Origin of the sequence: Paenibacillus wenxiniae (assembly GCF_039822605.1) — a bacterium.
GTDB lineage: Bacteria > Bacillota > Bacilli > Paenibacillales > Paenibacillaceae > Saccharibacillus > Saccharibacillus wenxiniae.
Genome location: NZ_JBCGUH010000001.1, coordinates 781,061 through 801,162 on the forward strand (window position 1 = coordinate 781,061; position 20,102 = coordinate 801,162).

Sequence of the window (20,102 nt, forward strand, 5' to 3'; positions counted from 1 at the left end):
CGGGTATACGCACAAAATGTTGACGGAGCATCAGCGTTCCCATCAACATTTGGCATCTTTATCGCTGTCTATCCTTCCTTTAAAAAGGAATAACAGCGCATCCTATTCCATTGCACAATAGTGTCATCTTTGTGCACATGTATGTTAGCCTGCTTCGTGGGTTTATGTTCATCCTGATGTCTCTGATCCCATTGTACAAAATGTCCTTCTGTATATTCTAGTGCCGGATGAACAAAAAAGCCACATCGACGACGAATTCGATGTGGCTTCTACCATTTCCTGCTTCATCTGCAACTACACAAAGGCAGTTATTACAAATAAAGACAGTTTATATCTTGTAGTTTATTTGTACATTTATGCTCGGTCTAAAAAGAAGCATTTTATTTATTCCTTTACGTGTGAGCGAGCTTCTAACACAGGCTTTCCTAAAAAAGCTTATACCTTAGCCAAACATTTTGCATGTGAAGTGTTAACTAATCTCTACACGCAGTTCAACGAAAAACGCTAGTTATATGGACAGGTTGCATTAGTAAAATAGCTTATATTTTACTTACGCAGCTCCGCGCCGAATTGCTCGGACAGACGTGCCAGCACACCATCGTGTACTGCCGTTACTTCTTCATCAGTCAGCGTATGCTCGGCATGACGGTAAACGAGCGCAATCGCCACACTCTTCTTGTCTGCGCCAAGACGTTCGCCTTTGAACACATCGAATACGTGTACGGATTCCAGCAGTTCGCCCGCAGACTCGCGAATGGACGCGGTCAGATCGCCAGCTGGAATCGCATCGTCTACGACAACAGCGATATCACGTTGTACCGAAGGATAACGCGGCAGCTCGTGATACGTAATCTGTCCGTTCACATGATCGTACAACGGTGTCAACTCGACCTCAGCGACATACGTATCTTCCAGATCGGATTCACGCTGAATGTCTGGATGAATTTGACCGATGGTACCGATACGCAGTTCCTGTGTACCTGTGTTCAGATAGACGGACGCTGAACGCCCTGGATGGTAGCCTTCTGGCTGATCCGCTTTGTACGTTACGTTCGGCTGAATACCCAGATAGCTGAATACGCCTTCCAGTGCGCCTTTAATATCGAAGAAATCCACGCGCTCGGCGGACGTGTTCCACTGAGCAGGCTGACGACGACCGGTAAGCAGCAAGCCAAGCAGCGGAATTTCATGCGGCTGACGGGTCAGCTTTTCTTCTTCGCTGAAAAATGCCATGCCGATCTCGAACAACGCCACATTTTCCTGCTTACGATTACGGTTGTACGAAGCGATCTCAAGCAGCTGGGAGACGAGTCCGGTGCGCAGTACGCTACGTTCTTCACTCATTGGCATTGCCAGCGCTACATCATGATGATTGCCGCGTAGCTGTGGGAAACGCTTGTTTTTATCCGGGTGAGTGAACGAGTAGCTAATTACTTCCTGATAACCGCCGTGGACAAGCAGATGACGAATGGTACGACGTAGACGTTGTGGTGCTGTCAGGGCACCTGGTGTCGTTGCACCTTCAATCGGTGTCGTCGGGATGTTGTCATAGCCATATAGACGTGCCACTTCTTCGATCAGATCAACATCACGTGTAATGTCGCCGCGGCGTGTAGGTACACGTACTTCGATCAGATCATGCGCTACATCGCCGCAAGGGAATTGCAGACGAGCGAAGATCGTTTTCACTTCCAGCAGTGACAACTCTGTGCCGAGATAGCTGTTCAGTTTGCTTAGCGACAGTTCTAATGTGAGTTCCTGTGGCTCGCTAACGACTTGCTCGACGACACCTTCATGAATCATACCGTGCGCATAACGCACGATCAGTTCAGCCGCACGATTGAGCGCAGGCACCACAGCAGCTGCATCCACTTCTTTTTCAAAACGAAGACTGGCTTCGGAACGCAGTCCGAGGCGACGGGATGTTTTGCGTACCGTACCGCCATCAAAGCGTGCCGATTCTAGCAAAATGTTAACCGTTCCTTGCGATACTTCACTATCGGCACCGCCCATCACACCAGCCAGACCGACCGCTGTACCACCGCTAGCGATCACGAGCATACGCTCATCCAGCTTGCGCTCCTGATCGTCCAGCGTCGTTAATACTTCACCTTCACGACCCATACGCACTTCAATCGCACCGTTGTTCAGCTTGTCTGCATCATAAGCATGCAGCGGCTGTCCGTATTCCAGCATCACGAAGTTTGTAATATCGACCACATTGTTGATTGGACGCACACCTGCGGCAATCAGACGATTTTGCAGCCAGAGTGGAGAAGTTCCCACCTTGATACCACTAATATAGCGTGCGGAAAAGTGACTACATGCTTCTGTCGCTTCAATCGCAACCGAGATATGATTGCTTGCGGCATCGCCGCCTTCAACGGACTGCACTTCAGGCAATTTCACATCACGACCGAGAATCGCGCCCACTTCATAGGCTGCACCGAGCATGCTCAGACAATCCGAACGGTTCGGTGTCAGGTCGAAATCGAGAATTTGATCGTTTAAGCCGAGCAGATCTACGATCGGCGTACCGATTTCCGTTTGTTCAGGCAGAACGAGAATGCCTTCTTGCTGTTCTTTTGGCAGCAGCTTGTCGTTAATGCCCAGTTCTTTAGCAGAACAGATCATCCCCTGTGACAGCACGCCACGCAGCTTCGCTTTTTTGATATGCAGATCGCCTGGCAGCTTTGCGCCTACGAGTGCAACCGGTACTTTTTGTCCGGCATCTACGTTTTTCGCGCCGCACACGATTTGCAAGTCTTCTCCCTGTCCAGCGTCAATAATACACACATTCAGCTTGTCTGCATCGGGATGCTTTTCCTTACTTTTCACATAGCCTACTACAACTGTCGTAATGCCCGCATTACGGGACTCAACGCTATCGATTTCAATCCCTGCGCGTGTAATGCGCTCAGCCAGATCTTCAGCCTGTACGCCTTCCAAAGACACATACTGAGACAGCCAATCCATTGATACTTTCACAGTCCGTTCACTCCTTTAACATGAATCATGTGCTTGATCGTTATCTTTCTATGCTACCCGTATCATGTATTAAATGCGGGAAAATTGTTTTAAGAAACGCATATCGTTGCTATAGAAATGACGGATATCATCGATACCGTATTTCAGGATTGCAATCCGCTCTACACCCATACCGAAGGCGAAACCGCTATATACTTCAGGGTCAAAACCGCCCATTTCCAGCACTTTCGGATGCACCATACCGCAGCCTAGAATCTCGATCCAGATCCGCTCACCGTTTTTCTTCGTGAACGTCACGTCTACCTCAACGCTTGGTTCTGTGAACGGGAAGAAGCTTGGACGCAGCCGAATTTCAGTCTGCTCGCCGAACATTTCACGGGCAAATTGCAGCAACGTTCCTTTCAGGTCACTCATACGAATGCCTTTGTCGATCACAAGACCTTCGATCTGGTGGAACTGGAACGAATGCGTCGCATCGTCATCATCACGGCGATACACTGCACCCGGACAAATGACTTTCAGTGGTGCCTGGCCTTTTGCCGCTTCCATCGCACGAATCTGAATCGGAGACGTTTGTGTACGCATCAGCAGATCTTCCGTTAAATAGAATGAATCCTGCATATCGCGTGCCGGATGGTTTTGCGGCAGATTGAGCGCTTCAAAGTTGTAGTAGTCCGTCTCCACCTGCGGACCTTCTGCTACACGATAACCCATACCGAGGAAAATATCTTCCAGCTCCTCGATCACTTTGTTTAACGGATGAATACCGCCCTGTGTCAATGGACGACCTGGCAAGGTAACATCCACTTTTTCCGCTTGCAGACGTGCATTCGTCTCCGCACGTACAAAATGCTCCTGCTTGCGATTAATGACTTCTTCGATCGCTTCACGCACTTCGTTGGCAACCTGCCCAACGACTGGACGCTCCTCTGCACTCAGTTTGCCCATGCCGCGCAAAATCTCGGTCAGTGCACTCTTTTTACCAGAGTATTTGACACGCAAATCGTCAAGCTCCTTTGGAGTACCGACTGCTTCCAATACATCCAGCGCTTCTGCTTTCAGCGCTAGCAACTGCTCTTTCATTTGAACCGTTTCGCTCATTATAAAATCCCCTTTCAGCGTGCTTGTACAATCCTGCCAGCTTCTTTGTTATTCCCACTCTAAAGAAAACCAACAAAAAAAGGCCTTCTCTCCCGTAAGGGACGAAAAGACCGTGGTACCACCCTTGTTAGAAACAATGCTGCTCTGACGGTATTCCGCTTATTTCAATCGCTTGGTGGGTCCATCTTCATGGACGACAAAGCCAATTGAACCGCCGAATCCATACCTTCACCAGATGGTGGCAGGCACGTCATTCACAACGCTTGTCTCTCGCTCAAAACGATGATAACGGATCGTTAACCGGCTTGTCCTACTGAATTGTATTCTCAATGCACCATTCACGAGCCATGCAAGCGACTGCATGATCGATGCTGAATACTTTCGTTCAACAAGCTGCTCCGGAGTGAATTTCGACAGCCTTTTCCTTGTAAAATGCTCTCAATCTATGGCATTTCATCCCTGTAAGGCAGTGCTGTGTACTTGTCTCCATCGTTGCAGATATCCATGTGCTTCACTGTACTCTGTGGGTGCTGTACGAAAACATACCGCTATAGCAGTGAACATTCAACGTGTTTCTTTTACACGAAATGTAGTTTCGTATAATGTACACCTTATTGTACAAACTTCCCTGCGTGCCGTCAACGATTGTTACCGAATTTGTATGGCTCTAGTTCACGGCGCAGCTCCCGAATCTCCGCCTGCAATTGCTGCTCGCTCTCGGAACGTTCACCTACAGCCAGCCCGGACGGAGCGGATTGCTGATCGGCTGCTGCCATTAAGCGCGCAAGCTGTAGCTCTAACAACATCCGGCGATCATCGCCCTGCTTACCACCGGATTGCTCCTGCCGTTGTCTGCGCGTATGAAATTGCTCATATTCATCCATATTGCCGTCAAATAGTTCATAGCCGCCCTTTCCGTCCAGCATAAGCAAACGATTCGCCAGCCGGCGCACCAGCATCCGATCATGAGACACCAGCACAATTGTACCACCGAAATCTTGCAGCACCGACTCGATCACTTCCTGAGCGGAAATATCCAAATAATTCGTCGGCTCATCCAGCACCAGTACATTCGCACCGCCAAAATACAGTCGAATGAGCGCTGCCCGACATTTCTCCCCCATACTCAGATGAGCGATCGTTTTGTGTACATCTTCGCGCCGGAACAGGAAGCAGCCCAGAATCGTTTGCGCTTCGGTTCGTGTCATGCCCGGCAGCACTAATAGACTATCGAGCAACGTCTGCTCCTGTGGCAACCCTTCCAGCTCCTGTGAGAAATAGCCTACCTTAAGCGCTGGATGACGATAAATATGCCCTTCGCTCGGCTCCAGTTGATCCAGTAGCAAACGCAGCAATGTGGTCTTGCCACTGCCATTCGGTCCGATAACCGCCAGGCGTTCCGTCCGATGTAGCTGCACGCTTATATCTTTCAGCAGCCATTGCTCTGGCTTGATTGGATGCCCATGCTCCGAGTAGGTATCATTAACCGGTTGAGCATCATAACCAAAATACACATGCTCTAGCTCCAACAGCGTATTCCCACGAAACTCGCTGGCTTCCAGCTCAAAATGCAACTGATCCGCATCACGTGGACGCTCCACACGCTCGGCTTCCAAACGCTCCAATGCCTTCTGTTTGGCATGATAGCGAGAAATATTTTTTTTGGCCCTTGCTTTGTAAAAGCTCGCCGTAATCTTAACCTCATTTTGCTTGGACGCTCCGGCATGTGCCTGCTTAAACCATTCGCTATACCGCCGAATCGATTCCTGAAGCGCCTGCTTTTGTTGCTCCTGTTTTTTATATAGTGCTTCCTGTGCACGCAGCTCGCGCTGTTTGTGCTCACGATAAGCGACATAACCTCCCTTATATACAGTGATGCCGTCGGGAGAAAGCTCTGCTACTGCCGTTGCTAACCGATCCACAAATTCGCGATCATGTGATACAAATAGCAACGCTCCAGTATACTGTTTGAGCCGCTCTTCCAACCATTCCATCGTCTCCACATCCAAATGGTTCGTCGGTTCATCCAAAATAAGCAACTGTGTATCTCGCGTTAATACTGCCGCCAGTCGAACTCTCGTTTTCTGTCCGCCGCTCAGACTGACATACGGACGCGACCATAGCTGCGAGCCAATACCTAGCCGAGCAAGTTGTTTTTCCACTTCGGTTTCCCAGTGAAATCCATCCTGCTGTTCATATTGCTCCAACAGCAGACCATATCGTTCCAGCAAACCGGTCATATGTTCATCCTGTATGGTCGAAGCATATTCACCATTCAATTGTCGTTCGATCTGATCTAACTCCTGCCGAAGCGACCATAGCTCTCTTTTCCCCTGGCGAGCCATGTCTAGCACCGTCACCTCAGACGCAACCTCGCCTTCTTCCTGCCGCATCCAATCCCAATGCTGCAAAGGCAAAAAGCGCTCCACTTCACCGGCAGTCTGGTTTTCTTCACCCATCAGAATGCGAATGAGCGTTGTCTTCCCACTACCATTTGGCCCAAGCAGCGCTAATCGCTCACCGCTCTCGATTTGTAAATGAATATGTTCAAAAATCGCTGTACCTTTCCAATCTTTCGCCACATTACGTATCATCGCTAATGTTGTCATAGTTATCGTCCTCCTCCCTGCATTCGCAGGACATATCAAAAAACCGCGCGGCAGCAGCCACGCGGTCGATCAGCAATCATTCAGATATGCCACTAGTTTCAAGCGATCACAAAGGGGAAAGGAAAGAATAGACTGTATGAGCGATAAAACGCTAGTCATAGCTATCCCTGTTTAATCGTGCAGCAAACCAACATTTCGGCGTAGTCATTCTCTACACAATCAGCTCCTACACAGCTACATTGCTGTTCTGTATTCAGCTATTGCTTCTAAGAGATTCTATTCGCTAATTTGTCTATATTGGTTCGGATTAAACTCGAAAATACAATAGCTAATTCGATGATTGTCATTAGCCTGCATTTTCTATAATCCGTCCAAAAGCTCCCATTTGTCGTATCGATGAAAATGCACATACGAATCCCGCTGCATCGGCCACGAATGGCTGACTGCCTGTACAACATATTCTGTACATGGGGACGTTCGTATTGTTACTTCATCAGACAAATGGTTACCTCTCTTTTCTACGGAATACGTCTATCGTTTCTCCAATAGACACATTTATTGTAGCAGAAGCTACCCCAAATGCCAACTATTCATCCGTTCAGCCCGTTTACACGATAGGGCTGATCGAATCAGATTGATTTGTTAATGCGAAAATAAGTGCATTTAGCAAATACATCCGGCGCATTGGCTTCACAACGACACTCGTCGACCAGCTACGAGCACCCTCATCAATTACCGTGCCAAGCGATGCTAACAAAATAACAGCTACGCCCTTCGTTTCATATAGTTCTCGCAATGCCGCTTGTAGCGACTCTGGCTGCAACTTCATCCATTCATAATCGACCAGCACCGCATCAAGCGTCGTGCCGTTATCGAGCCAGTGCAGCGCTTCTTCCCCATTATTCGTAGCAAGCAAACGCATTCCCCAATCGTCGACGAGTCGTCCAATCCAGCGCTGGATTTTCTCATTATCATCGATAAGTAGAATTTGTTTATCATGCAATACGGGCTGGCGTAAGGATGGTGTGGTTAGCTCGTGGCGCAATACCGGCAAATTAAAGGAAAATATGCTACCTTCACCATGTACACTTTTTACCTCAATCTGCCCTTCCATCAATTCAATCAATTGCTTACACACCACCAGGCCCAATCCGGTTCCATTATAGGCGGATTCACGTAAGCCTGCACGGTAATAACGTTCAAACAGACGCTCCAGCTGCTTCGGCTCCATTCCGATTCCGGTATCGGTAATGCTAATCTGTAACGATACACGCGGCTCGGATACGATTGAAGGTACATCTAGCAGCTCCTCATGTTCAGAGATCACGGTTGCCTGAATAAGAATATCTCCTTGATGGGTAAATTTGACAGCATTACTGATCAAATTGATCAAAATTTGACGGATTTTGCGTGTATCTCCATATAATAAAGGAATCTCTTCTTCGATATCCATAATCAGCTCAATATTGCGCTCCAGCGCCTTCGCCGCAAACACATAGGCTGCCTCTTCCACAAGTGTAGGCAGATCGAATAATTCGCTTTCGACTGTCATTTTACCCGATTCCAATCGGCTCAGCTCAAGCACATTGTTCAGCAGATCCATTAACGTATGACTGCTTTTTTTAATAATTTGGATATACGCATGCTGCTCTGGGGTTAGTCCTGTCGTTTCCAGCAATTCAATGACGCTAGAAATGCCATTCAGCGGATTACGAATCTCATGACTGAGCACAGCAAGCGTGTCCGACTTATGCTGTAGCTTCAAATCCAGCTGATCTTTCACCTGTTGCAAATCATCATATTGTTGTACAACCTGCTGTTTATCACGATGTAGTTCTTCATTGCGTTCTTGCTCGTATTCAATAATTTCACTTTGCTGATCGATCCGCTTCTCCAGCTCGACCACGTAACTCATAAAGATTGCCATCGAATGAAGCGCCTGAATTTCGGATTTAGAAAATACATAGCCTGGTGCATGGAGTGCACACACCGTGCCAAATAGCTGTCCATTTTGCTTCACGACCGGAAATCCAATAAATGAATGGTCACCCATCCCTTGTGTTACAGGTAGCATACATGTAGAAGGATGCTCAACCGTATGTGGAATGTATACGGCTTTACCCGATACAAGACTGCAATACGTATCACGTAGCGGAAGAACCAGATTATCACTGACTAGCATTTCTTCGCGATTAAAAGCTTTCAAAATTCGGTTATTCTCTCCATCATTGCTAGCAACAAAGATTGTATTAACCTTTAAAAGATTGCCAAGCACATCGGTAATATGACCCGCTGCCTCGACTGCATCATTAAAAAAGGAATATTTACTCATGGCTCACCTTTCCCCAAGCAATCTAAAACTTCTACCCGATTTAGAAAGAAGGACTTTTATCCTAGTTCCAATGGTATTATATATGATTTACCCAATCCTTAAACAGATCAATTATTAAAATTGTGAATAATATGCGATAAATGAAATAGATGCAATCGACGGTGTTCATTGCGAGTCCAGCATTATAGATTAACCAGATCCATTCGTAAACGTTAACTAGATTCATTCATACGACGTACTTCTATTTACCGTATGGAATGCGATAGAGTAGCTATACCAGCACAGTGAGCGATGAAGCTATCATGCTCACTCAAGCACAAATTGCGCCTAACAACGTTCGCTAACGAATCTTTACCCAAAAACAAGAGCGCCGTAAACGTCTCTTCGTTTACGGCGCTCTTGTTTTTATACATTTGTTTGGAAAGCGGGTGATGGGAATCGAACCCACGCTACCAGCTTGGAAGGCTGGAGTTCTACCATTGAACTACACCCGCGTATAAAGTATCGGGATGACACGATTTGAACATGCGACCCCCTGGTCCCAAACCAGGTGCTCTACCAAGCTGAGCTACATCCCGTCAATCAGTTATTCAATCTTAGCGACAAGAATTAATATATCACATTCAAAGGTAGTTTGCAAGCAAATTTATCCAAACTATTCAGCCCCGAATCATAGGCTATGTATAAACAGCCCTGTAATAAGCGCCTAGCATGAGATGGATAGCAGACTTATTTTGTATCGTCCCCTCTATTCAATCGTATAGGGTCAGGTCATTCAGTAGCTTACTCTACTGGCTCCTGATCGGCAAAGCAAAAACCGGTGTAACGCCTGAGCGCACACCGGCTTAAAGCTCATTATGCGTTTTTACCTGATTTATCGAAGCTCACTTCAGGTGTCGTCAGCTTATCGTAGAAATCAACCGAGTTATCCTTCTCATCCGTAGCACGCAGTGCCATAGCAGAGCGTGGATGTTCATCCAGTGTACCAGTGATCATGTAAGGAATGATATAACCCCACTCTTCTTTTTCACGCAGCTTGATCATATGCTTATCGATCATTTCCAATACGGGACGCAGCGTGTACTTCGTGTTTTTCAGGTGAGTGACGAGCAGTTCTGTTGGGCAGTTGCCTGCCGCACGACCCATACCGTATACAGAAGCGTCAAGCAGCTCTACGCCATTATCCGCTGCAATCAGTGTGTTGGAGAAGGCCATTTGCATATTGTTATGGGTATGTACACCCAGACGTTTGTTTGGCAGATGAGTTTTGAACTTTTCCACAAGGTAGATGAAGTCTTTGTAATCCAGACTGCCGTAGCTGTCTACGATGTACACAACGTCTACTTTGCTTTCTTTGATCAATTCAAATGCTTCGATCAGCTCATTTTCCATGACGTTAGACAATGCCATAATGTTGATGGTCGTCTCGTAACCACGATCATGGAATGTTTCAACGAGTTGCAGCGCTTTGTCTACATCTTTGATATAACAAGCGACGCGGATCAGATCCAGCATACTTTCGTTACGTGGCAAAATATCATTTTCGTCCACACGTCCGATGTCTACCAGTGCAGACAATTTCGTATGACCTTTATGCGGGATCACTTCACGCAGGAATTCATCGTCAAGGAAACGCCACGGGCCAGCGCTTTCCGCACCCTTGAGCAGTTTTGGAGAGTTTTTGTAACCGATCTCCATATAATCAACGCCCGCTTCGTTCAGTTTATTGTACAAATCCTGTACAAATTCGACACTGAAATCCCAGTTGTTTACGAGACCTCCATCGCGAATTGTGCAGTCTACAATCTTGCATTGATTGAGTTTCATTTTTGATCTCCTTTCGGCCTCTTCGTTCTCTACATGATACTGTACGCCTAGTTTAATGTAAAGAAAAATCCTCACACGCTTTAACGCATCAATACATTACAGCCAATTACATTCTATGATAGACGTTACGAAGCCCAATGTCCAGTCCTACGGAGAGATTAAAGATTCAGTTACCGTTTCTTGCCACTCTCATACTGTTGCTCCCACCGGGCAAGTTCCTGTTCGTCTACAGGCTCTCCATTATAACGTACCCGATTGTATAATGTGATCAGCTCTCGCGTACCTGATGTGGCTACAGGTTCGTGCTGTGCCGCGGTTGACCCGTTATCCTGTGCACTTGCAGCCCTATCCTGCGCGTATTCCTCTGGTGCAAGTTGGTGCCCTACATGCTCTGGGGTCGCTGAAACAGCGATTGCTATACCTCGCTTGCCTGCCCGACTTAGTAGCTGACGATAGTAGTACCGCACGCGTTCGTCCGTTCGCCCAGGCTTTTTTATCCGCTGAAAAGGGCGACGCGGTGCGCCAGAAGGCTCTGTCAACTTCTGCACTTCATCTGTATAGGTGTCGGTCTGTGCAGATTGTGCTTGTAATTGCTGTGGTTCCCAGAGTGATAATAACCACCGATAAAGCTTCGGTGCGTACCGGCGTAACAAACGGATCATCATATAGCCGAGCCAGCCGATAAATGCACATAATGCTAACAACACGATCAGTTGAGCCAGCTTTTCTACCCAGAATGGGTCGCCGCCTGTGTTGCCAGAATCGGGAAGTTGAAGCGGCTCCATCGGGGGCGGTGTGTACGTATCCGTTGGCATCGATGGCGGCGGTACGATCCCATTACCTATCCAAGCTAGAAATGCTCGCCAGGCCTGCTCCAACCAGATCGTTAACTGATCGCTCGCGCCCAGAATCGCGATGAGCACGATCACTAGCCATGTCCAGCGACGTGTACGCTGGATGACCGCACGCAATGATGCAAACGAAAAGCCCTCATCCAGTGAAATGTAATCAATCTGCTGGGTCGCAAACCGAAATAGTAGCGTGAATAATGTAAATGCACCTGCCGCATACAAGCTACCACGCACATCATGAATCGCCGAGCTGCTTCCAGCGGCAATATAAACCATCCATGTTAATCCGAGCGCCACCAGCTGCCAGCGAATCGGAAATAATCGATCACTATGACTGCGTGAAATCATCATGCCGCGCAGCAGTGCCAGCACACTAAGTATAATTGCCGCAATCCATGTAGCTGCCGCCGGCTGAGCTGCTGCTATGCTGTAGTATGCTATAACGATTAGCACAGCATACATGCAAAACAATAGACCATTTGTCAAACGGTTCAAGCGCACGGTAGGGCGCAGCAATGTGCCAATGCCAGCGATACCCAACAACAGGAGCAACCCGATCCACGGCATCCCATTGTGCAGTCCATACGCATCTAGCAATACGATGAGCGGATAAATAGCCGCCAGCTCGATGGCGATATGTATTACTCCAGCTACAATACGATTACCGACATGCCGTTGCTCATTCATATCTTCACTCTCCTTTCCTACACATACACGACATCGTTCTTGTTTAAAGTCATTAGATCGCATTGTTATATGTTGTTAAAGATATATGCGTTATTGTGGCTCTCGTCGATCGGCTCCACTTGCCGGGGTAATCGAAGCGCTGTAAGAGCTATTCCGCTCGTGTACGACATTTTTAAACATCGTCTGGCTCTACATCGCCTACTTGCACTATCTACGTACACTGCCCACTTACACTACCTACCTCCACTACCTCCTTGCACTATTTACTTACATTACCTCCTTACACCTTTCACTTACACTACCTACGTATACTATTTACTTATACTATTTACTTATACTACCTGCTTACACTATCTACTTACACTATCTACTTACATTGCCTACTCGCTGCGCTCCCGGTCATTGCAGTCGTGCTCCTTTTAGCCCAGCCTGTTCCATCAGCGTACCGTAATTTTGCTTCATCTCTTCTACGGCTGGCAACAGCAGCACATCCACACGTATCCCTGCATGACGTAATTCCACGATCGATGCCTCGATCGCATCGGATACATAAGGGGTCACAAGCAGTACATCGGTTGGCGTACTTCGCTCATCGTCTGGAATCAGGCTTTTGATAAACTGGGCAAATGGACGCCGGATTTTGAGCTGTAGTTCGGCCATCATTTGCAAAATAGAATACAGCTGCTCGGTGCCGTAACCAGGTGCAATGTGAGCACGCTCTTCATTTTCATACGGAATAATCGCATTATGGGCAAAACCTGCTTTCATTCCTCGTCCAAGCAAATCATCAACAATGGTCGCGGTATAGCTAATTGCATATTCTGCGGCAGCTGGCTCGGTAACCGTGCTCCACATTTGCTCAGTTAGCTCAATATTAAGGACGATCATCAATTCCGGGTCAGCGCTGTAGCCATGCTGATACACTTGTAATTGTCCTGTACGTGCCGTTGCTGCCCAGTGTACCTGGTTCATCGGATCACCGGAACGATACGGACGTACCCCTGTAATCAAAAATGGATCTTCATTCATCCAGCGCCGCATCTCAATTTCTCCTTGCCAGCTGCTATAGGCGTCAGGCATATGATGAGATGGCAAATAAGGCGGATAGATCGTCACGTCCAATTGAAGCGGCATCGGTCGATTCACCCGGACGAGTCCGAAAAGGTCACCTACACTCATCGAAACGCTATCGAGCCGATACGTGCCACGCTGACGTGCCAGTAACGGATGACGTCGAACGATACGAACCTGTCGTCCCAGACTGAACAGGCTTTGATGATTCTGGTATACCGTTCCTTCACTAATGACCAAATCGGCAGAACCAGCAAATTGAAAAGCGACCGGCAACATCGCCTCCAGACGCAGCCACGGTAAAGGTAACGCACTGCGATTTTCAAGCTCCTCAATCATTTCCAGCGGTTCGCCCACATGACACTGACCGGCAGATAAACGCCGGGTGTACAACAGCTTGCCCAGCGACCGTTTACCAAACAACACCGCTTGCGCTGCAACGACGAGCAAAGCGACGACCATTAACCAGAATAACGCCATCTTAGCGTGCTCCGCTCACAATGTTTGGCTCTGCTGGCACAGGCTCGGCAGCAAGTACCGCTTCCAGCAACTCTCGTCCTGCTTCACTCCCACCGCGCTGCCGACTACGAAAAACGATCCGGTGAGCGAGTATAGGTACTGCCAACGCCTGCACATCGTCAGGTAGCACATAATCACGTCCATGAATCGCTGCATAAGCCTGTGCAGCCCGTAGTAGTGCCTGTGTAGCACGCGGACTGGCACCAAGCGCAGTATCTTGATGCTGACGTGTCGCTTCGGCAATCCGTACTACATAATGTAGCAGATCATCATGCACTCTAACTTCACGACACAGACGACGTGCCTCCATAATCTCCTGACGAGTAACCGGAGCGCTGCTAACAGACGTAGAATGAGAGATAGTGCGATCAGTATTTGTAAAATGATCTGATGTTCGCTCGCTTGAACTCACCGCTGCTCCTGTAGTCGTATGTACAGTATCGGTACTTTTCGTACTAGCATGGATATTGGATTCAGACGAGCGATCGGTATCAAGTCTGTTAACTAAACGGTCCGACTCCGAACGCTCCAGCCCTCCACCAAGCGTACGCCGCAACACTTCCACCCCTTCATCACGGGTCGGATAGCCGAGTGATAGCTTCAGCATAAAGCGATCCATCTGCGCTTCAGGCAATGGAAATGTGCCCTGATTATCAACCGGATTTTGCGTCGCGATCACCATAAAGGGGTCTTCCAAACGATGGCTTTCTCCATCGATACTAATCTGCCGCTCCTCCATACATTCCAGCAGACTGGACTGTGTCCGCGGCGTCGCCCGATTGATCTCGTCCGCCAGTACAATATGCGCAAACAAAGGACCCGCACGGAAAATAAACTCCGATTCCTTTTGATTATAAAAATAGCCGCCTGTCAGATCAGATGGCAGCAGGTCAGGGGTAAACTGAATCCGTTGAAACCGGCATTGCACCGACTGTGCCAGCGTGCGAGCTAGCAGCGTTTTGCCTGTGCCTGGCACATCTTCCATCAGCACATGACCGGAAGCGAGCAGCGCTGTCAACAACATGCGCACCTCGCGTGTTTTACCTACGATCCGTTGCCCAATTCCTTGTTCCAGCCGCTCTGCCAATTGCTGAACATGATTGATATTCATGATGCTGTCATTCCCTTCGTCATGATGTATACGCTCTCTTCTATCATACAACGAATAGTTTACAAATGAAAAAAGCGACGTGTATGCAGTTATTTTGCTCTATAACCGTTGCTGGTGCTCGGCTCCATAACAATTTCTGTTACTCCTCTTCATGACAGGCGCTAGTACTTGTTCCCATAACGATTTCTGCTACTCCTCTTCATGACAGGCGCTAGTACTTGTTCCTATAACGATTTCTGCTACTCCTCTTCATGACATGTGCTGATGCTCAGCTCGCTAATCCATTCATTTTAACAGCGAATATAGTTCGTTAGGCAAGCGCATACATTATTTTCAAACGCAACAAACGACAGGAGAATAGATCTCCTGCCGCTCGGATAATGATCCGTATCATGATGGATCAGTATTCTAATTATTTATGCTGAAGACGGGCACGACGCAGGCTCATAACAGCCAGACGCTTTTTCAGATCACGCTCCCATTTCTCATCACCGATCTCTTTGGCTACTGCAAGCAAATCCAAACTCATATCAATCTGGCGCTTCACCATATCAACCGGGTCATCTTCTTCGACATTGACACAATTTTCAAACATTGTATCCTCATCTTCTATCACATAGTCCTGAAAATCGATTTCCGGTGTGCCATCATCATGCGCGTACTCGGCCAGAATCTCATATTCGTTCTCAACCTTATAGTGCACTTCGATGCGTTCGCATACAGGACACACCAGAAGGGGGACATTGTGAACCTGGGTTCTAAAATGTTTGAGGGTACCTTTCGTTCCAATCATACTGCCACCACAGCAAAAGCTCATCGTGTTCTCCCTCCAGACATGATTCTATAATCGTCAAAGTGACTTCGCATCAACATTGCATACATGTTTGTGAAAGATTATTAACCAGCTTGTGTACATTCTACACCTTTTCGTGGTAAGACAAAACCCCTTTTCTTTACCAAAACGGCGAAGAAAAGGGGTTTGAACAAAAGTTAGGCCTTTTGGATGGCTGCTACGATCAGATCGCCCATTTGCGAAGTGGACAATGCCTTGCTTTTATCGACCGCAATATCGGCGGTACGATGTCCTTCATCCAGCACTTTCGCTACCGCTACTTCAATCGCATCAGCAGCTTCAGCATAGCCAAATGTCGTGCGGAACATCAAGGCGAGCGACAGAATCGTCGCGATTGGATTGGCAAGTCCTTGCCCGGCAATATCCGGCGCAGAACCGTGTACCGGCTCATACAGACCGAAGCTGCCTTCACCGAGCGAAGCGGATGCGAGCATACCGATCGATCCCGTCAGCATCGCTGCTTCGTCACTCAAAATGTCGCCAAACATATTTTCCGTCACGATCACGTCAAAGCTTGCTGGACGACGCAGAAGCTGCATCGCACAGTTATCGACCAGCACATGCTCCAGCTCTACATCTGGATAATCCGGAGCGATGCGGTTTACCGTTTCACGCCACAGACGGGACGTTTCCAGTACATTCGCTTTATCTACCGATGCTAGCTTTTTGCGGCGACCTTGCGCAATCTCAAACGCCTGACGCACGATGCGCTCGATTTCAGTCACATTGTATGCACAGGTGTCTACCGCTTCTTCGCCGTGCTCGCTTTCACGTCTGAACTTCTCCCCGAAGTAGATACCGCCAGTCAGCTCACGCACAACCATCAGATCTGTACCTTCCAGCACTTCTGGTTTTAATGTCGATGCTTCTTTCAAGCAATCAAACACAACGGCTGGACGCAGGTTGGAGAACAAGCCCAGCTCTTTACGAATACCGAGCAATCCTGTTTCCGGACGTAACTCTTTGGAGTTGTTATCCCATTTAGGACCACCTACTGCACCGAGCAATACCGCGTCCGCGCTTTTACATACTTCCAATGTTTCCTGTGGAAGCGGTGTGCCTTTTTCGTCAATGGCGATACCACCAAACAGTGCATGTTCCGTTTCAAATGAATACCCGTACAATTCTTCCGCACGACGCAGAACTTTTTCCGCTTCGGCTACAACTTCAGGACCGATTCCATCACCAGGGATTACTGCAATCTTTTTCGTTTCGCTCATGTATAGTTCTCCTTTGGGCAGCCTTGCTCTAGGTCAGGGTCTGCATCGTCAGTCTAGTTATGTACATCGCTATAAGTATGTACACGGCTCTACGTACATCGTCGAATGTGCATTCGCTCATTTACTCTATATTCAGTTTTAACACGTAATCGGATTCTTAGCCAAGATATACAAACTATGATAGCTATAGGTAGAACCTATAAAGACGAGATGGACAATTCTGATGAAATAATTTCTTATACAATGATTTCTTATAAAATAATTTGTTATGCAGTCATTTCTTATACAGTCATTTTGTATTACGAGTACATGAACCGAGATTCATTTTAACTTCAAATCTGCTTTAAGCTCTGAGCGATAAACATGCCCTTACAAAATCAAAGATCACATTTAACATGGTCAGCGTATTAGGTTGAACAAGCTTCAGCCGCTTCCCCTAGACAATCACGGAGTATAGGCAAAAAAGAATGATTTTGCACACAAAAGAGCATGACTTTACATATAAAAAAGAATCACTGTATACACACATCTTAAAATAGCTAAACGTTCGCGCGATCAAAACTCAAGAGATCAAAACTCAAGATCATCCTTGCTTTCTAAAGAATGACTACTCATTACGAAACGTTCCTTTTCGTTATTGTTATATACTATATGATCTTAGTCGGGATTACCATATACTGGGCGATTGCATTTGAAGTGGATCGGTACAAGGACTACAATAGTACCCAGGTGTACAATCGTAACTACTTTCTGTGCATCAGCAATAGCTTGGTGCGCCTGTGCGCTACTACATACGGTTCGTACAGACGTCTACTGTCTACTTTATTTTTAAAGGAGTGCGATGATGGATGGATTACACTTATTTGGGCAAGTCAGGCTTGAAGGTTAGTCGCATCTGTTTGGGTACGATGAACTTTGGTCCGGTAACAGATGAAAAGGAATCGTTCCGCATTATGGATGCAGCGCTCGATGCGGGCATCAACTTTTTTGATACCGCCAATGTGTATGGCGGATTTGGCGGAAACGGTCAGTCCGGGTCAACGGAAGAGATCATCGGCCGCTGGTTCCAGCAGGGTGGTGGACGACGTGAGCGAACTGTGCTGGCAACAAAAGTGTATGGCAAAATGAATATCGAACCAGACAGCCCGAACAATGAAGGCGGTCTGTCGGCTTACAAAATCCGTCGTCATCTGGAAGGCTCACTGAAACGTTTGCAAACCGATCATATCGAGCTGTATCAGATGCACCATGTAGATCCAGCCATTAGCTGGGATGAGCTGTGGGGTGCCTTTGAAGTAGCGGTGAATCAAGGCAAAATCGGCTATGTCGGCTCCAGTAACTTTGCCGGATGGAATATTGCAGTCGCTCAGAAAGAAGCGGAGAAGCGTCATTTTCTCGGACTCGTTTCAGAGCAGCATAAATACAGTCTACTCTGCCGCGAGCCAGAGCTTGAAGTACTACCCGCCTCAAAGGAACTCGGTCTCGGTGTCATTCCGTGGAGTCCGCTTGACGGCGGCTTGCTCGGTCGCAATGCGCTCAAAAAGATCGAAGGTTCCCGCAGCGGTGGCAATGCCGAGCGCGTGGAGAAGCATCGTGCACAGCTGGAGCAATTTGACGAATTATGCAAAGAGCTGGGCGAGCCACAGGATGTGGTTGCACTTGCCTGGGTACTTGCAAATCCAGCGGTAACGGCACCGATTATCGGTCCACGCACATCCGAACAATTTGAAGGCTCATTGCGCATTCTGGATGTGAAGCTGGATGAAGAGACGATGAAGCGTCTGGATGAGATTTTCCCAGGACCGGGTAAACCGGCTCCAATGGCGTATGCGTGGTAAGCGCAAGCTTGATTGGACGATCTTTTAAACGATCTTTTAAACTATTTTTTAAATTATCTTTTAAACTTTCTTTCCAGCTATTTTCTGAACAATCTACAGTGTAGCCATAATGAAATGATCAAATAACAGTCGCAGCGGGTATAATCGATCCGCTGCGACTGTTATTTGGTATGGCTATAGTTAAAGTTGCTATGAGGATGGTAACTGTTGGACTAGCCTATCGCTAACGTATTGTAATTGCAAAGCTGCCTTCTGTAGCGATTGCGATGAGGTGAGCGTAATCATTTAATCTAACCGCTTGATCCTATGTGCGATCTACTCTTTTAATAAGCATCGCTTCGTACAACTTGATCCTCACTCCTTCATCATCTGCACGCGTATGCAAATCCTAATTCAAGTTAATCAAGTTCTGCTCTGGAAAACAAATCTGCGATCACATCGGGCTGTTCGCACGCTTCATGAAAACCGATGATGAATTTGCGCAACGCTTCCGTATCATTCGAATACGCACAAAACATATCCGCTTCCGGATCAAAACGTACAATGGACTCCAGTTCTGGCATACGCTCTGCCAAATAGACAGCTGCCAGCGATGCCCAGTCATAGCCGCCGCCTTCAAAGCCTTCATCTGCACGTTGATCAAACACGTCCTGCTTGTACGTACCAGCAACCAGAATAACAGACGCACCTGCATCGGATTCATACGATACCCATTTAAAAGGGGCAATCTGTTCATTGATTTCCTGTTTACTCATCATCATGTCTCCTTTGTGTTATCGGATAGAATGGTTAATAAATAAACAAACATACGTTCGCTTTTATTATACCCTATCCGCATGCTCGGCTACATGATCAGATCGAATCAAATGTATCATTAGTTCGTCTGGTACTTAGTGACTGGACATGAACGCATGCACATGATCGTCATTCATGTTCATGCAAATTTGGATAGCAGAAATGTATAGATGTACTTACGTATAGATTGATCGTTATGATGAGAAAAATATCAATATACGTTTACAGATACAGATACAGATACAGATACAGATACAGATACAGATACAGATACAGATACAGATACAGATACAGATACAG

The 20,102-nt window shown here is 47.3% G+C and carries 12 protein-coding genes and 2 tRNA genes; 1 reads left to right on the forward strand and 13 read right to left on the reverse strand.

What is annotated here, in order from left to right; all coding sequences use genetic code 11:
* Positions 1-546: 546 nt before the first annotated feature.
* From pheT to leuB, 12 genes are all read right to left on the reverse strand, one after another.
* On the reverse strand, positions 547-2,988 hold the full coding sequence (gene pheT / locus AAHF22_RS03235; RefSeq protein ID WP_347323517.1) for a phenylalanine--tRNA ligase subunit beta: 2,442 nt from the start codon (positions 2,986-2,988) through the stop codon (positions 547-549).
* Positions 2,989-3,057: 69 nt separating this feature from the next.
* Entirely contained in the window at positions 3,058-4,089 is a 1,032-nt protein-coding gene (gene pheS, locus AAHF22_RS03240) for a phenylalanine--tRNA ligase subunit alpha (protein WP_347323518.1), read from the reverse strand.
* A gap of 638 nt (positions 4,090-4,727) precedes the next feature.
* Entirely contained in the window at positions 4,728-6,698 is a 1,971-nt protein-coding gene (gene abc-f / locus AAHF22_RS03245; protein WP_347323519.1) for a ribosomal protection-like ABC-F family protein, read from the reverse strand.
* 607 nt (positions 6,699-7,305) lie between these two features.
* Positions 7,306-9,030, reverse strand: coding sequence for a hybrid sensor histidine kinase/response regulator (locus AAHF22_RS03250; protein WP_347323520.1), 1,725 nt, complete (start codon positions 9,028-9,030; stop codon positions 7,306-7,308).
* Positions 9,031-9,453: 423 nt separating this feature from the next.
* Positions 9,454-9,524, reverse strand: a tRNA-Gly gene (locus AAHF22_RS03255).
* 10 nt (positions 9,525-9,534) lie between these two features.
* Positions 9,535-9,608, reverse strand: a tRNA-Pro gene (locus AAHF22_RS03260).
* Between the two features lie 277 nt (positions 9,609-9,885).
* Positions 9,886-10,857, reverse strand: coding sequence for an aldolase catalytic domain-containing protein (locus tag AAHF22_RS03265; RefSeq protein WP_347323521.1), 972 nt, complete (start codon positions 10,855-10,857; stop codon positions 9,886-9,888).
* A gap of 170 nt (positions 10,858-11,027) precedes the next feature.
* The gene (locus tag AAHF22_RS03270; protein WP_347323522.1) at positions 11,028-12,395 is read right to left on the reverse strand and encodes a DUF4129 domain-containing protein; all 1,368 of its coding nucleotides are present in this window, start codon (positions 12,393-12,395) and stop codon (positions 11,028-11,030) included.
* 399 nt (positions 12,396-12,794) lie between these two features.
* Positions 12,795-13,946, reverse strand: coding sequence for a DUF58 domain-containing protein (locus AAHF22_RS03275; protein ID WP_347323523.1), 1,152 nt, complete (start codon positions 13,944-13,946; stop codon positions 12,795-12,797).
* A 1-nt stretch (position 13,947) separates the two neighbouring features.
* Positions 13,948-15,096, reverse strand: a complete 1,149-nt coding sequence (locus tag AAHF22_RS03280; RefSeq protein ID WP_347323524.1) for an AAA family ATPase — start codon at positions 15,094-15,096, stop codon at positions 13,948-13,950.
* Between the two features lie 412 nt (positions 15,097-15,508).
* Positions 15,509-15,913, reverse strand: coding sequence for a hypothetical protein (locus tag AAHF22_RS03285; RefSeq protein ID WP_347323525.1), 405 nt, complete (start codon positions 15,911-15,913; stop codon positions 15,509-15,511).
* Between the two features lie 173 nt (positions 15,914-16,086).
* Positions 16,087-17,169 (reverse strand): 3-isopropylmalate dehydrogenase, encoded by a 1,083-nt coding sequence (gene leuB / locus AAHF22_RS03290; RefSeq protein WP_347323526.1) that lies wholly within the window; start codon positions 17,167-17,169, stop codon positions 16,087-16,089.
* 848 nt (positions 17,170-18,017) lie between these two features.
* On the opposite strand from leuB, the gene AAHF22_RS03295 reads away from it, so the two are divergent.
* On the forward strand, positions 18,018-19,007 hold the full coding sequence (locus tag AAHF22_RS03295) for an aldo/keto reductase (RefSeq protein WP_347323527.1): 990 nt from the start codon (positions 18,018-18,020) through the stop codon (positions 19,005-19,007).
* A gap of 398 nt (positions 19,008-19,405) precedes the next feature.
* Here the strand turns inward: AAHF22_RS03295 and AAHF22_RS03300 are convergent, their stop codons facing one another.
* A complete protein-coding gene (locus AAHF22_RS03300; RefSeq protein WP_347323528.1) occupies positions 19,406-19,762 on the reverse strand; it encodes an immunity 51 family protein in 357 nt (118 codons plus the stop codon).
* Positions 19,763-20,102 lie beyond the last annotated feature (340 nt).